The sequence below is a fragment of the Streptomyces racemochromogenes genome, from assembly GCF_039535215.1.
Classification (GTDB): domain Bacteria; phylum Actinomycetota; class Actinomycetes; order Streptomycetales; family Streptomycetaceae; genus Streptomyces; species Streptomyces racemochromogenes.
This window is the reverse complement of record NZ_BAAAWT010000001.1, coordinates 5,245,011-5,257,477: the sequence shown is the minus strand read 5'-3', so window position 1 is coordinate 5,257,477 and position 12,467 is coordinate 5,245,011. Positions and strand designations below refer to the sequence as shown.

The 12,467-nt window shown below is 72.3% G+C and carries 10 protein-coding genes; 2 read left to right on the top strand and 8 right to left on the bottom strand.

Translation table 11 applies throughout. The features are described 5' to 3' along the window. Positions 1-56: 56 nt before the first annotated feature. Positions 57-1,862, top strand: a complete 1,806-nt coding sequence (locus ABD973_RS24190) for a bifunctional metallophosphatase/5'-nucleotidase (protein ID WP_345502068.1) — start codon at positions 57-59, stop codon at positions 1,860-1,862. 59 nt (positions 1,863-1,921) lie between these two features. On the opposite strand, the gene ABD973_RS24185 is transcribed toward ABD973_RS24190, so the two are convergent. The 7 genes from ABD973_RS24185 to ABD973_RS24155 all read right to left on the bottom strand — a co-directional run bounded on the left by ABD973_RS24185 (position 1,922) and on the right by ABD973_RS24155 (position 11,133). Beyond that, the gene (locus tag ABD973_RS24185) at positions 1,922-3,331 is read right to left on the bottom strand and encodes a lysine N(6)-hydroxylase/L-ornithine N(5)-oxygenase family protein (RefSeq protein WP_125820808.1); all 1,410 of its coding nucleotides are present in this window, start codon (positions 3,329-3,331) and stop codon (positions 1,922-1,924) included. Beyond that, positions 3,328-4,719 carry a pyridoxal phosphate-dependent decarboxylase family protein gene (locus ABD973_RS24180; RefSeq protein WP_125820809.1) on the bottom strand — a complete coding sequence of 464 codons (1,392 nt, stop codon included), beginning with the start codon at positions 4,717-4,719 and terminating at the stop codon, positions 3,328-3,330. Before ABD973_RS24180 ends, ABD973_RS24185 begins: the two co-directional genes overlap by 4 nt. Positions 4,720-4,962: 243 nt before the next feature. Then, positions 4,963-5,958 (bottom strand): type I glyceraldehyde-3-phosphate dehydrogenase, encoded by a 996-nt coding sequence (gene gap / locus ABD973_RS24175; RefSeq protein ID WP_125820810.1) that lies wholly within the window; start codon positions 5,956-5,958, stop codon positions 4,963-4,965. Between the two features lie 122 nt (positions 5,959-6,080). Further along, positions 6,081-7,037 carry a GlxA family transcriptional regulator gene (locus ABD973_RS24170; protein ID WP_125820811.1) on the bottom strand — a complete coding sequence of 319 codons (957 nt, stop codon included), beginning with the start codon at positions 7,035-7,037 and terminating at the stop codon, positions 6,081-6,083. Positions 7,038-7,122: 85 nt separating this feature from the next. Continuing rightward, the gene (gene pepN, locus ABD973_RS24165) at positions 7,123-9,624 is read right to left on the bottom strand and encodes an aminopeptidase N (protein WP_345502065.1); all 2,502 of its coding nucleotides are present in this window, start codon (positions 9,622-9,624) and stop codon (positions 7,123-7,125) included. An 81-nt stretch (positions 9,625-9,705) separates the two neighbouring features. After that, entirely contained in the window at positions 9,706-10,026 is a 321-nt protein-coding gene (locus tag ABD973_RS24160) for a chorismate mutase (protein ID WP_125605821.1), read from the bottom strand. A gap of 288 nt (positions 10,027-10,314) precedes the next feature. Continuing rightward, positions 10,315-11,133 (bottom strand): serine protease, encoded by an 819-nt coding sequence (locus ABD973_RS24155; protein ID WP_125820813.1) that lies wholly within the window; start codon positions 11,131-11,133, stop codon positions 10,315-10,317. Positions 11,134-11,336: 203 nt separating this feature from the next. Here ABD973_RS24155 and ABD973_RS24150 point away from each other — a divergent pair, with 203 nt between their 5' ends. Next, positions 11,337-12,026, top strand: coding sequence for an HAD family acid phosphatase (locus ABD973_RS24150; protein WP_125820814.1), 690 nt, complete (start codon positions 11,337-11,339; stop codon positions 12,024-12,026). Positions 12,027-12,101: 75 nt separating this feature from the next. Here the strand turns inward: ABD973_RS24150 and ABD973_RS24145 are convergent, their stop codons facing one another. Then, on the bottom strand, positions 12,102-12,380 hold the full coding sequence (locus ABD973_RS24145) for a hypothetical protein (protein ID WP_125820815.1): 279 nt from the start codon (positions 12,378-12,380) through the stop codon (positions 12,102-12,104). Positions 12,381-12,467 lie beyond the last annotated feature (87 nt).

Genomic DNA, 12,467 nt, shown 5'->3' with positions numbered 1-12,467 from the left:
CAGAATCTACGCGCGTCGTTCACGCTTCGTAACACGCCTCACAAGGGGAGATGGCAATGGCGTTTGACCGTAGGACTTTCATGGGGGCTTCGGCCGCCACGGGTGCCGCCGTGGCGGTGGCGGGGGCCACGAGCTCGCCGGCGGCCGCCGCGACCGCGCCCGCGGAAGGGTCGCGGGGGTCCAGGACCTACGCGTTCACCGTGATGGGCACGACCGACCTGCACGGGAACGTCTTCAACTGGGACTACTTCACGGACAAGGAGTTCGACGACAAGGCGCACAACGACGTCGGCCTGGCGAAGATCTCGACGCTGGTGGAGCAGGTCCGCGCGGAGAAGGGGCGGTGCAACACGCTGCTGATCGACGCGGGTGACACGATCCAGGGGACGCAGCTCTCCTACTACTACGCGAAGGTGGACCCGATCACCGCGCGGCGCGGTCCGGTGCACCCGATGGCGCAGGCGATGAACGCGATCGGCTACGACGCGGCGGCGCTGGGGAACCACGAGTTCAACTACGGCATCCCGGTGCTGCGGAAGTTCGAGGAGCAGTGCCACTTCCCGCTGCTGGGGGCGAACGCGCTGGACGCGAAGACCCTGCGGCCGGCGTTCGCGCCGTACAGCATGCACCGGCTGCGGACCCCGCACGGGCGTGACGTGAAGGTGGCGGTGCTGGGTCTGACGAACCCGGGCATCGCGATCTGGGACAAGGCGAACGTCCAGGGGCGGATGACGTTCCCGGGGCTGGAGGAGCAGGCGGCGAAGTACGTGCCGAGGCTGCGGTCCATGGGCGCGGACGTGGTGATCGTGTCGGCGCACTCGGGGTCGAGCGGTACGTCCTCGTACGGCGACCAGCTGCCGTACGTGGAGAACGCGGCGGGCCTGGTGGCCGAGCAGGTGCCGGGGATCGACGCGATCCTGGTGGGCCACGCGCACACGGAGATCCCGGAGTACCGGGTGAAGAACAAGGCGACCGGCAAGGACGTGGTGCTGTCGGAGCCGCTGAAGTGGGGGCAGCGGCTGACGCTGTTCGACTTCGAGCTGTCGTGGGAGCGGGGCCGCTGGTCGGTGGCGAAGGTCTCGGCGAAGGTGCTGAACTCGAACACGGCGGCCGAGGACCCGAAGATCACGGGGCTGCTGTCGGACGAGCACCGCAAGGTCGTCGCGTACGTCAACCAGGTGATCGGGACGTCGACGCAGGCGATGTCGTCGGCCGAGGGGCCGGTGAAGGACGTGCCGATCATCGACCTGATCAACCACGTGCAGGCGGAGACGGTGAAGGCGGCGCTGGCCGGTTCCGAGTGGGGGAAGCTGCCGGTGCTGTCGCAGGCGTCCTGCTTCTCGCGGACCGCGGCGATCCCGGCCGGCCAGGTGACGATCAAGGACGCGGCGGGGCTGTACCCGTTCGAGAACACCCTGGAGGCGCGCCTGCTGACGGGCGCGCAGCTGAAGGACTACCTGGAGTACTCGGCGCGGTACTACGTGCGGACGGCTCCGGACGGGGCGGTGGACCCGGCGAAGCTGACGAACGCGGAGAACATCCCGGACTACAACTACGACGTGGTGTACGGGCTGACGTACGACATCGACATCGCGCAGCCGGTGGGTTCGCGGATCACGGGGCTGTCGTTCGCGGGGAAGCCGGTGGATCCGGCGGCGCAGTTCGTGTTCGCGGTGAACAACTACCGGGCTTCGGGCGGCGGGGCGTTCCCGCACGTGCCGAAGGCGAAGCAGCTGTGGGCCAACTCCGACGAGATCCGTAACACGATCATCCAGTGGGTGAAGGCGAAGGGCACCGTGGACCCGGCGGCGTTCGCCTCGGTGGACTGGCGTCTGACGCGGGCGGGCGTGCCCGTGTTCTAGGCCCTCTTCGTGGTGCGTGCGGCCGGGTCCTGCTGTGGCGGGTCCCGGCCGTGTGCGTTTCAGGGGTGGTCGACGAGGGGCCGGAGGTTGACGGCGCGGCGGGGGCGGGCGGGGTCGCGCTGTTCGAGGCCGAAGGTGGTGAAGGCGGTGCGGTGGGGCTGGGGGTAGGGCTCCTTGCCGGTGAGGGTGTTGAGGATGGCGGCGCTGCGCCAGGCGGCGAGACCGAGGTCGGGGGTGCCGACGCCGTGGGTGTGGCGTTCGCCGTTCTGGACGAAGACGGTGCCGCTGACGGAGGGGTCGAGGACCATGCGGTAGCGGTCGTCGATGCGGGGGCGGCCGGAGGAGTCCTTGCGCATGTACGGGTCGAGGCCGGCGAACAGGCTGGTGAGGGGGCGTTCCCGGTAGCCGGTGGCGAGGACGACGGCATCGGTGGTGAGGCGGGAGCGGGTGCCCTGCTGGTCGTGTTCGAGGTGGAGTTCGACCTTGGTGGTGGCGACGCGGCCGGCGGTGCGGACGGTGACCCCGGGGGTGAGGACGGTGTCGGGCCAGCCGCCGTGGAGGGTGCGGCGGTAGAGCTCTTCGTGGATGGCGGCGATGGTGGCGGTGTCGATGCCCTTGTGGAGCTGCCACTGGGCGGGGACGAGCCGGTCGCGGACGGGTTCGGGGAGGTCGTGGAAGTAGCGGGTGTAGTCGGGGGTGAAGTGTTCCAGGCCGAGCTTGGAGTACTCCATGGGGGCGAAGGAGGGGGTGCGGGCGAGCCAGGTGAGGCGTTCGCGGCCGGCGGGGCGGTTGCGGAGCAGGTCGAGGAAGACCTCGGCGCCCGACTGGCCGGAGCCGATGACGGTGACGTGCTCGGCGCCGAGGATGCGGGCGCGGTTGTCGAGGTAGTCGGCCGAGTGGATGACGGGGACGGTGGGGGCGTCGGCGAGGGGGCGCAGGGGTTCGGGGACGAACGGGGCCGTGCCGATGCCGAGGACGAGGTTGCGGGTGTAGGTGCGGCCGAGGGCTTCGGCTTCCCCGTCGGTGTCGAGCTGGGTGTAGTCGACTTCGAACAGGTCGCGTTCGGGGTTCCAGCGGACGGCGTCGACCTGGTGGCCGAAGTGGAGGCCGGGGAGGCGTCCGGCGACCCACCGGCAGTAGGCGTCGTATTCGGCGCGCTGGATGTGGAACTGCTCGGCGAAGTAGAAGGGGTAGAGCCGTTCCTTGTGCTTGAGGTAGCTGAGGAAGGTCCAGGGGCTGGCGGGGTCGGCGAGGGTGACGAGGTCGGCGAGGAAGGGCACTTGGAGGGTGGCGCCGTCGAGGAGGAGGCCGGGGTGCCAGCGGAAGTCGCGGCGCTGGTCGTAGAAGACGGCGGCGAGGGGGTCGGCGCCCTGTTGGGGGAGGCCGTGGGCGAGGGCCGCCAGGGAGAGGTTGAAGGGGCCGATGCCGATTCCGACGAGGTCGTGGGGTGCATCGTGCTGGGCGGTCATCGGTGGCTTCTGCCTTCCAGGAGGGCGACGAGGGTGTCCAGGTCCCGCGCGGTGGTGTGGGGGTTGAGCAGGGTCGCCTTGAGCCAGAGCCGGCCGTCGGCGGTGGCGCGCCCGAGGACGGCGGTGCCGTCGTGGAGGAGGGTGCGGCGCAGGGCGGCGAGGCGGTCGTCGTCGGTGGGGGTGGGCCGGAAGAGGACCGTGCTGATGGTGGGGTGCGCGTGGAGTTCGAAGCCGGGGTGTGCGTCGAGGATTTCGGCGAGCCTGTGGGCTGCGGCGCAGGTGTGGTCGATGAGCCGGGCGAGGCCGTCGCGGCCGAGTGAGCGGAGGGTGGCGGCGATCTTGAAGGCGTCGGGGCGGCGGGTGGTGCGCAGGGAGCGGCCGAGGAGGTCGGGCAGGCCGGCTTCGGTGTCGTCGGCGGCGTTGAGGTAGTCGGCCTGGTGGGCGAGGGGTGCCAGCAGGGTGGTGTCGGGGACGGCGAGGAGGCCGGCGGCGACGGGTTGCCAGCCGAGTTTGTGCAGGTCGAGGGTGATGGACCGGGCGCGGTGGAGGCCGCCCAGCTTGCCTCGGTGGCGGGGGCTGAAGGCGAGGGCCCCGCCGTAGGCGGCGTCCACGTGGAGTTCGGCCCCGTGGCGTTCGCAGACGTCGGCGAGGGCGTCGAGGGGGTCGATGAGGCCCGCGTCGGTGGTGCCGGCGGTGGCGGTGACGAGGGCGGGGCCGGGGGTGCCGGCGAGGGCCGCGTCGAGGGTGGCGGGGTCGAGGGTGCCGGCGGGGGTGGGGAGGGCGGTGGCCGGGGGCAGCCCGAGGAGCCAGGCGGCGCGGGGCACCGAGTGGTGGGCGTTCGCGCCGTGCAGGACCGTGAGGCGGGGGCCGTGGCGTTCGCGGGCCAGGAGGAGGGCCAGCTGGTTGGCTTCGGTGCCGCCGGTGGTGAGGAGGGCGTCGGCGCGGGGGGTGTCGTAGAACTCGGCGGCGAGGGCGCGGGTGAGGAGGGCCTCGATGGCGGAGGCGGCGGGCGCCTGGTCCCAGGAGTCGAGGGAGGGGTTGAGGGCGCTGACGGCGAGGTCGGCGGCGGCCGCGACCGCGAGCGGGGGGCAGTGCAGGTGGGCCGCGCAGAGGGGGTCAGCGGGGTCGGCGGCGCCGGCCGCGAGGGTGTGGACGAGGGTGGCGAGGGCTTCGTGGTCGCCGGTGCCGTGGGTGGGGAGTACGTCGCCCAGTGCGGCCCGGACGCGGGCCGTGACGGGGGCGGGGCCGCCGGCGGGGAGGGGACCCTTGCGCTCCGCGGCGCCGGTGTGGAGGGCGGTGAGGACCGTGTCGAGGAGGGGGCGGAGCGATTCTGCCGCGTGGGGGCCGCCGGCCAGCGGGGGCGCGGCGGCGGGCCCTGGCTCGGTCATCGGTCCTCCTGCTGTCACCGGGGTGGGCGGGACACCCGGCCGGTACAACGATCAGACCCGAATGGGGTAACCGGTGGAGGAGGATGAATTGCCCGGCCCTCGAACGCACCGGCCCTCGAACGCCGGCGGGGCCGGCTTCGGCCGGCCGGGGGCTGGAGGGCGCCGGCCCGGTTCGGACATGGGTGAGCGCCGCAGTTGCCAGGTCAGTACCAACTGCGGCGCTCGGTATGGGAGGGGCTGGGGTCAGCCTGCGAGGAGGGTGAGGGTGTCGATCACGCGGTTCGAGAAGCCCCACTCGTTGTCGTACCAGGCGACGACCTTGATGTGGCGGCCCTCGACGCGGGTGAGCTCGGAGTCGAAGATCGACGAGGCGGGGTTGCCCGTGATGTCGGAGGAGACCAGCGGGTCCTCCGAGTACTCCAGCACGCCGGCCAGCGGGCCCGCTGCGGCGGTGCGGTAGGCCTCCAGGACCTGCTCGCGGGTCACGTCGCGGGCGACGGTGGTGTTGAGCTCGACGATGGATCCGACCGGGACCGGTACGCGGATCGAGTCGCCGGAGAGCTTGCCGTCGAGCTGCGGCAGGACCAGGCCGATGGCCTTGGCGGCGCCCGTCGAGGTCGGGACGATGTTGACGCCGGCGGCGCGGGCGCGGCGCGGGTCGCGGTGCGGGCCGTCCTGGAGGTTCTGCTCCTGGGTGTAGGCGTGCACCGTGGTCATGAAGCCGTGCTCGATGCCGGCGAGTTCGTCCAGGACGGCGGCCAGCGGCGCGAGGGCGTTGGTCGTGCAGGAGGCGTTCGAGACGACCGTGTGCAGTTCCGCGTCGTAGGCGTCGGTGTTGACGCCGTAGGCGAGGGTGACGTCGGCGCCGTCGGAGGGCGCGCTGACGAGGACCTTGCGGGCGCCGGCCTTGATGTGGGCGCGGGCGGCCTCGGCGGAGGTGAAGCGGCCGGTGGCCTCCAGGACGAGGTCGACCTCGAGGTCGGCCCACGGCAGCTGGGCCGGCTCGCGTTCGGCGAGGACCTTGATGCGACGGCCGTCGACGACCAGGACGTCGCCCTCGACGGTGACCGGGCGGCCGAGGCGGCCGGAGGTGGTGTCGAAGGCGAGCAGCCGGGCGAGGGCGGTGGGCTCGGTGAGGTCGTTGATGGCGACGACCTCGAGGTTCGTGTCGCGTTCGAGGAGCGCGCGCAGCACGTTGCGTCCGATGCGGCCGAATCCGTTGATGGCGATGCGAGTCATGTGTGCGTGTCCCTTCAGTTCGCGCCCTCAGGTTCGCGCGTGGCGGGCGGGCCTGACAGGGGCGAGATCGCCACGGTTCGAAAGGATCCCGCCACAGGCCGCCGGGGAGGGGCGGGCGGGGGTCAGCCGCCCTGGGTGAAGGTGCGGCGGTATTCGGTGGGGGTGGTGTCGAGGATGCGCTGGAAGTGGAGGCGCAGGTTGGCGCCGGTGCCGAGGCCGACGTCGGCGGCGATCTGCTCGACCCCGCGTTCGGAGCGTTCGAGGAGTTCGCGGGCGAGGTCGATGCGGGCGCGCATGACCCACTGCATGGGGGTGTAGCCGGTGTCCTCGACGAAGCGGCGCGAGAAGGTGCGGGGGGAGACGGCGGCGTGCTGGGCGAGGGTTTCGAGGGTGAGGGGTTCGGCGAGGCGGTGCAGGGCCCATTCGCGGGTGGCGGCGAAGCGTTCGCCGAGGGGTTCGGGGACGCTGCGCGGGACGTACTGGGCCTGGCCGCCGCTGCGGTAGGGGGCGGCGACGAGGCGGCGGGCGGCGTGGTTGGAGGCGGCGACGCCGAGGTCGCGGCGCAGGATGTGCAGGCACAGGTCGATGCCGGAAGCGGCGCCGGCGGAGGTGAGGACGCTGCCCTCGTCGACGAAGAGGACGTTCTCGTCGACCTGGACGTGGGGGTGTCTGGCGGCGAGGGCGCGTGCGTAGTGCCAGTGGGTGGTGGCGCGTTTGCCGTCGAGGAGGCCGGTGGCGGCGAGGGCGAAGGCGCCGGTGGAGATCGCGGCGAGGCGTGCGCCGCGCCGGTGGGCGGCGGTGAGGGCGTCGAGGACGGGCCGGGGCGGGTCTTCGCGGTCGGGGAAGCGGTAGCCGGGGACGAAGACGATGTCGGCCCAGGCGAGGGCGTCGAGTCCGTGGGTGACGTAGTAGGAGAGTCCGTCGCCGCCGGTGACGAGGCCGGGTGCGGCGCCGCAGACGCGGACCTCGTACGGCATGCTCGCGCGGGTCGTGAAGACCTGTGCGGGGATGCCGACGTCGAGCGGTTTGGCCCCCTCGAGGACGAGAACGGCGACGCGATGCAGGTGGGAGGGCGGCACGGGACAAAGGGTACGCGGGTGGGCGGGGCCGTCGGGCGGCCTCCGCGGTGGCGGGGCCGCCCGGCGGGCGGGGGCGCGTACGGGGTCAGGCGCCGCGTACGCGCAGGGCGCGGGCGAGGTCGTCGAGCTGGTCGACCAGGACGCGGCGCAGCATCGGGATGATGCCGGGGTCTTCGAGGCAGGCGTGGCCGGCCTGGAGGTGGGCGGGGTCGATGGCGTGGGCGGGGAAGGCCCAGCGGCCGGCGGCTTCGCCGATGGCGGGGCCGCGGCGGCCGGCGAGGGCGACGGCTTCGGGGTAGTAGCGGGGGACGTAGTCGCGTACGAGGTCGGCCTGTTCGGGCTGCCAGAAGCCCTGGGCGGTGGCGGTGAAGAGGTAGTTGGAGAGGGTGTCGTCGTGGAAGAGGCGCTGCCAGGCGGCGGCCTTGGCCTCGGGGGTGGGCAGGGCGGCGTGGCAGCGGGCGGCGCCCTGCTGTCCGGTGGCGCTGGGGTCCTCGGCGAGGGCGGCGTCGATGGTGTCCGCGTCGACGGCGCCGAGGACGCAGAGGCGGGCGAGGATGCGCCAGCGCAGTTCGGGGTCGAGTTCGGGTCCGCCGGTGACGGTGTCGGCGGCGAGCCAGGCGGCGATGGTGTCGGGCTGGGTGGCGCTGTCGATGAAGGTGCGCACGGCGGCCAGGCGCAGGCCCGGGTCGGAGCCGTCCTCGGTGCGGCGCAGCAGGTCGCGGGTGGCGCTGGTGATGAGGCCGAGGGCGGTGTCGCGGTCGGCGGGGGCGGTGTAGCGGTCGGCGATCTGGGTGCGGGCGAAGCCGAGGACGCCCTGGACGACGGCGAGGTCGGATTCCTCGGGGATGTGGGCGTCGAGGGTGTGGAGGTAGTCGAAGGGGTCGAGTTCGCCGTCGCGGACCATGTCGCGCAGGGAGCCCCAGACGACGGCCCGGGTGAGGGGGTCGGGGATGCGGGAGAGGTCGCGCAGGGCGGTTTCGAGGGAGGTCTCGTCCAGGCGGATCTTGGCGTAGGTGAGGTCGCCGTCGTTGAGGACGAGGAGGTCGGGGCGGGGGCCGGAGGCGGAGAGGACCTCGTCGGTGGGGACGTCGAGGTCGAGGAGTGCGGTGCGTTCGAGTACGCCGTCGGCGGCGCGGGTGTAGGTGCCGGCCTGGATGCGGTGGGGGCGGCTGCCGTGGCGGTCGACGGTGAGGGTCCAGCCGCCGTGGCTGTCCTCGACGCGGGGGGTGAGGGTGTCGGGGCCGGTGGTGCGCAGCCAGGTCTCGGCCCAGGTGTGGACGTCGCGGTCGGTGTTGGCGGCGAGGGAGTCCACGAAGTCGGCGAGGGAGGCGTTGGCGAACTTGTGGCGTGCGAAGTGGGTGTTGATGCCGGCGAGGAAGTCCTTCTCGCCGAGCCAGGCGACGAGCTGGCGCAGGGCGGAGGCGCCCTTGGCGTAGGAGATGCCGTCGAAGTTGAGGAGGGCGGAGGCGGTGTCGGGGACGTCGTCGGGGCCGGGGGCGACGGGGTGGGTGGAGGGGCGCTGGTCGGCGGCGTAGCCCCAGGGCTTGCGTTCCATGCCGAATTCGGTCCAGGTGCCGGTGAAGCGGGTGGCTTCGGTGAGGGTCTGGTAGCCCATGTACTCGGCGAAGGACTCGTTGAGCCAGATGTCGTCGAACCAGGCGAGGGTGACGAGGTCGCCGAACCACATGTGGGCCATCTCGTGGGCGATGACCATGGCGCGGCGCTGGCGTTCGGTGTCGGTGACGGCGGAGCGGAAGACGAATTCGTCGCGGAAGGTGACGAGTCCGGGGTTCTCCATGGCGCCGGCGTTGAACTCGGGGACGAAGGCCTGGTCGTAGGAGTCGAAGGGGTAGGGCTCGGTGAACTTCTCGTGGTAGCGGTCGAAGCAGGCGGTGGTGACGGAGAGGATCTCGTCGGCGTCGGCGTCGAGGTGGGGGGCGAGGGACTTGCGGCAGTGGATGCCGAAGGGGAGTCCGGCGTGGGTGGTGGTGACGCTGTGCCAGGGGCCGGCGGCGACGGCGGCGAGGTAGGTGGAGATGGCGGGGGTGGGGTCTGACATCCAGACGGCCGCTCCGTCTTCCTTGCGGTTGCCGAAGGGGCGGGCGACGCCGTTGGTGAGGACGGTCCAGTGTGCGGGGGCGGCGACGCTGAAGACGAAGGCGGCCTTCAGGTCGGGCTGGTCGAAGGCGGGGAAGACGCGCTGGACGTCGTCCATGAACATCTGGGAGTAGACGTACGTCTCGCCGTCCGCGGGGTCGGTGAAGCGGTGCAGTCCCTCGCCGGTGCGGGAGTAGCGCATGCGGGCGCCGATGCTCAGCTCGTGGGGGCCGGGGGTGAGGCCGGTGAGCGGGAGGCGGTTGCCGTCGAGGGTGGCCGGGTCGAGGGGGTTGCCGTCGAGGGTGGCGGTGAGCAGCTCGTCCGGCTTGAGTTCGACGAAGGTGTCTCCGGCGGCGCGGGCGGTGAACCTGATGACGGTGTCGGACTGGAAGGTCTCGTCTCCGGTGGTGAGGTCGAGGCCGACGGCGTAGTCGTGGACGTCGAGGAGCTGGGCTCGGAGCTGCGCTTCGGTGCGCGTCAGTGCGGACATGCGGCCCATGCTGCCGGATGGGCGGGTCCGCTCCCAGGGTTTCGGGGGGCGGGGCCGGGCGCGGGCCCGGCCCCGGGGCCGTCACTCCTCGCCGGCGGCGATGGTCTCGTGGTGGCGGATGACTTCGGCGATGATGAAGTTGAGGAGCTTCTCGGCGAAGGCCGGGTCGAGTTTGGCGTTTTCGGCGAGCTGGCGGAGGCGGGCGATCTGGCTGGCCTCGCGGCCCGGGTCGGCCGGGGGCAGCTGGTGCTTGGCCTTGAGGTGGCCGACCTGCTGGGTGCACTTGAAGCGCTCGGCGAGCATGTGGACCACGGCCGCGTCGATGTTGTCGATGCTGTCGCGCAGGCGGGACAGTTCGGCGGTGACGTTCTCGTCGATCTCGTCGATGTCGCTGTTGTTCATGGTTCCCGAGCTTACGTGGCGGGCGTCGTCGGCACCTCTGTCAGTCGGTCCGTGAGACGGGGGGGGCGGGGCGCGGGGTCACAGGGGCGGGTGGGCGGTGACGAGCCGGCCGCCTTCGGGGGCGGGTCCGGCGGTGAGGGAGCCGCCGGGGGCTTCGGCGCGTTCGGCCGTTCCGGCGAGCCGGTAGCCGCCGCCGCGGGCGTTCTCGGAGAGTCCGGGCGCCTCGTCCTTCCGGCCGGTTCGGGTCCGGCCGGAAGGACGAGTGCGCGGGTCGGGGGCTGCCGGGGGTTACAGGGTGGCGGCCGCGGACTTGATGGCGGCGGCGAAGGTGGAGACCTCGGTGTAGACGCCGGGGTAGTTGGGGCGGGCGCAGCCCTGGCCCCAGCTGACGATGCCGACCTGGATCCAGGCGTTGTTGTTGTCGCGGCGGAACATGGGGCCGCCGGAGTCGCCCTGACAGGTGTCCGTGCCGCCCTGGGCGTAGCCGGCGCAGATCTCCTCGGCGGGGACGAGTTCGCTGCCGTAGGAGCTCTGGCAGGAGGCGTCGGAGACGAAGGGGACCTGGGCCTTGAGGAGGTAGCGCTGCTGGCTGCCGCCTTCGCGGGCGGCGCCCCAGCCGGCGACGGTGAAGGTGCCGTTGTCGTAGGCCTTGGTCTCGGCGATCTTGAGGGTGGGCAGGTTGATGGGCTGGGCGAGCTTGATCAGGGCCCAGTCCTTGCCCTGGCCGTTGTAGCCGGGGGCCTGGAGCACCTTGGTGGACTTGACCTTGATGGCGCTGCTGCTCTGGAGGTCGACGACGCCGGCGGTGGCGGTGATGGAGGTGTTGTTGCCGGAGCCGCTGACGCAGTGGGCGGCGGTGAGGACGATCTGCTGGGTGTAGAGGGCTCCGCCGCAGCCCATGGAGAGGCGGACCATGAAGGGGAACTCGCCCTGCGCGGCGCGGGTGCCGCCGACGACGGGGGCGGGTGAGGCGCTGGCTCCGGCGGGCTGGAGGCTGACGGCGGCGAGGGCGACGGCGCCGACGGCGAGGGAGCGCTTGACGATTCTGCCGAGGGTGGTCACGGTCAACACACTGCCTTTCGTGGGGGGTTGGGCCGTGCGTGTCATCGGGTGAATGACGCGTCCATGACACATCCATCGCCGCACCGCCAACAAGAACGCCTTTTCGGCCACGTTCGGCCCGCCCCGGGAAGAACGAAGATCATTCACCGATCGGCCACGAAAAGTTCCCTACCGGCCAGTAGACACGGGTGGGGTTCTGGCCAACTCTGGTCACGTACATGCCAACCCGTGACCGAGGAGCGCCCCCCATGCGCAGCACCCGCCGCACCCGCACGTCCCGCACCGCCGCAGCCACCGTCGCCGTCGCCGCCGCCGTGCTGGCCCTGCTCCCGGCCACCGCCGCCGAGGCGGCCCCCGCCGCCGCACCCGCGCCGGCCCCGGCCCCGGTCACCGCCGCCGCCCTCACCTCCGCGCCGGGCGGCAACGCCGCGATCCTCGGCATCGACTACGCCACCTGGCAGCGCGACGTGGCCGCCGTCATCGACGCCGCGCGCCCCGCCATCGAGCGGCGCATCGCCGCCTCCCCGGCCGGCGAGAAGCCCGCGATCGTCCTCGACATCGACAACTCCTCGCTGGAGACGGACTTCCACTGGTTCTGGACGTTCCCGACGCCCGCGATCGAGAAGGTCCGCGCGCTGACCCAGTACGCCGCCGAGCGCGGCGTGGCGATCTTCTTCGTCACCGCCCGCCCCGGGATCGTGTTCTCGCTGACCGAGCGGAACCTGAAGTCGGTCGGCTACCCGGTCAGCGGGCTGTACGTACGGGACCTGCCCGCCCTGTTCGAGCAGGTCAGCGCGTACAAGACGGCCAAGCGGGCCGAGATCGAGGCGCGCGGCCACACGATCATCGCCAACATCGGGAACAACGAGAGCGACCTGGTCGGCGGGCACGCCGAGCGCACCGTCAAGCTCCCCGACTACGGCGGCAAGCTGTCCTGACCCCGCGCGCCCGGACGGCCGCCCACCCGGCGGCCGCTCCGCTCCGGCGCCCGCTCCGCTCCGGTGCCCCCGTCCTCAGCCTCCGCAGCCGTAGAGCCGGCTTCCGCAGCTCTCCTCGTGCGTGTGGTCGGCCTCGCCGGAGGCGGGGCCGTCACCGGGTGCGGCGGGCCCGTCGTGGAGGATCGCGAGCGGGATGCCGATCAGCATGGGGAAGCCGAGGAAAATGGCGAGCATCCACCAGCCGATCGCGTCCTGGACGCCCTGGAGGCCGGGATCCCACAGGATCCAGAACTCCGCCGCCCACGCGGCGGCGTTCAGCCCCAGGAAGAGCGTCAACCAGCGTTCGTCCTTCATGCCCAACCCCTGCCGCCGCCGTATCGGGCATGTGTTCCCGTGACGCGGCGGCGGAACACCTACCTCCGTCAGAACATGATGGGCGGC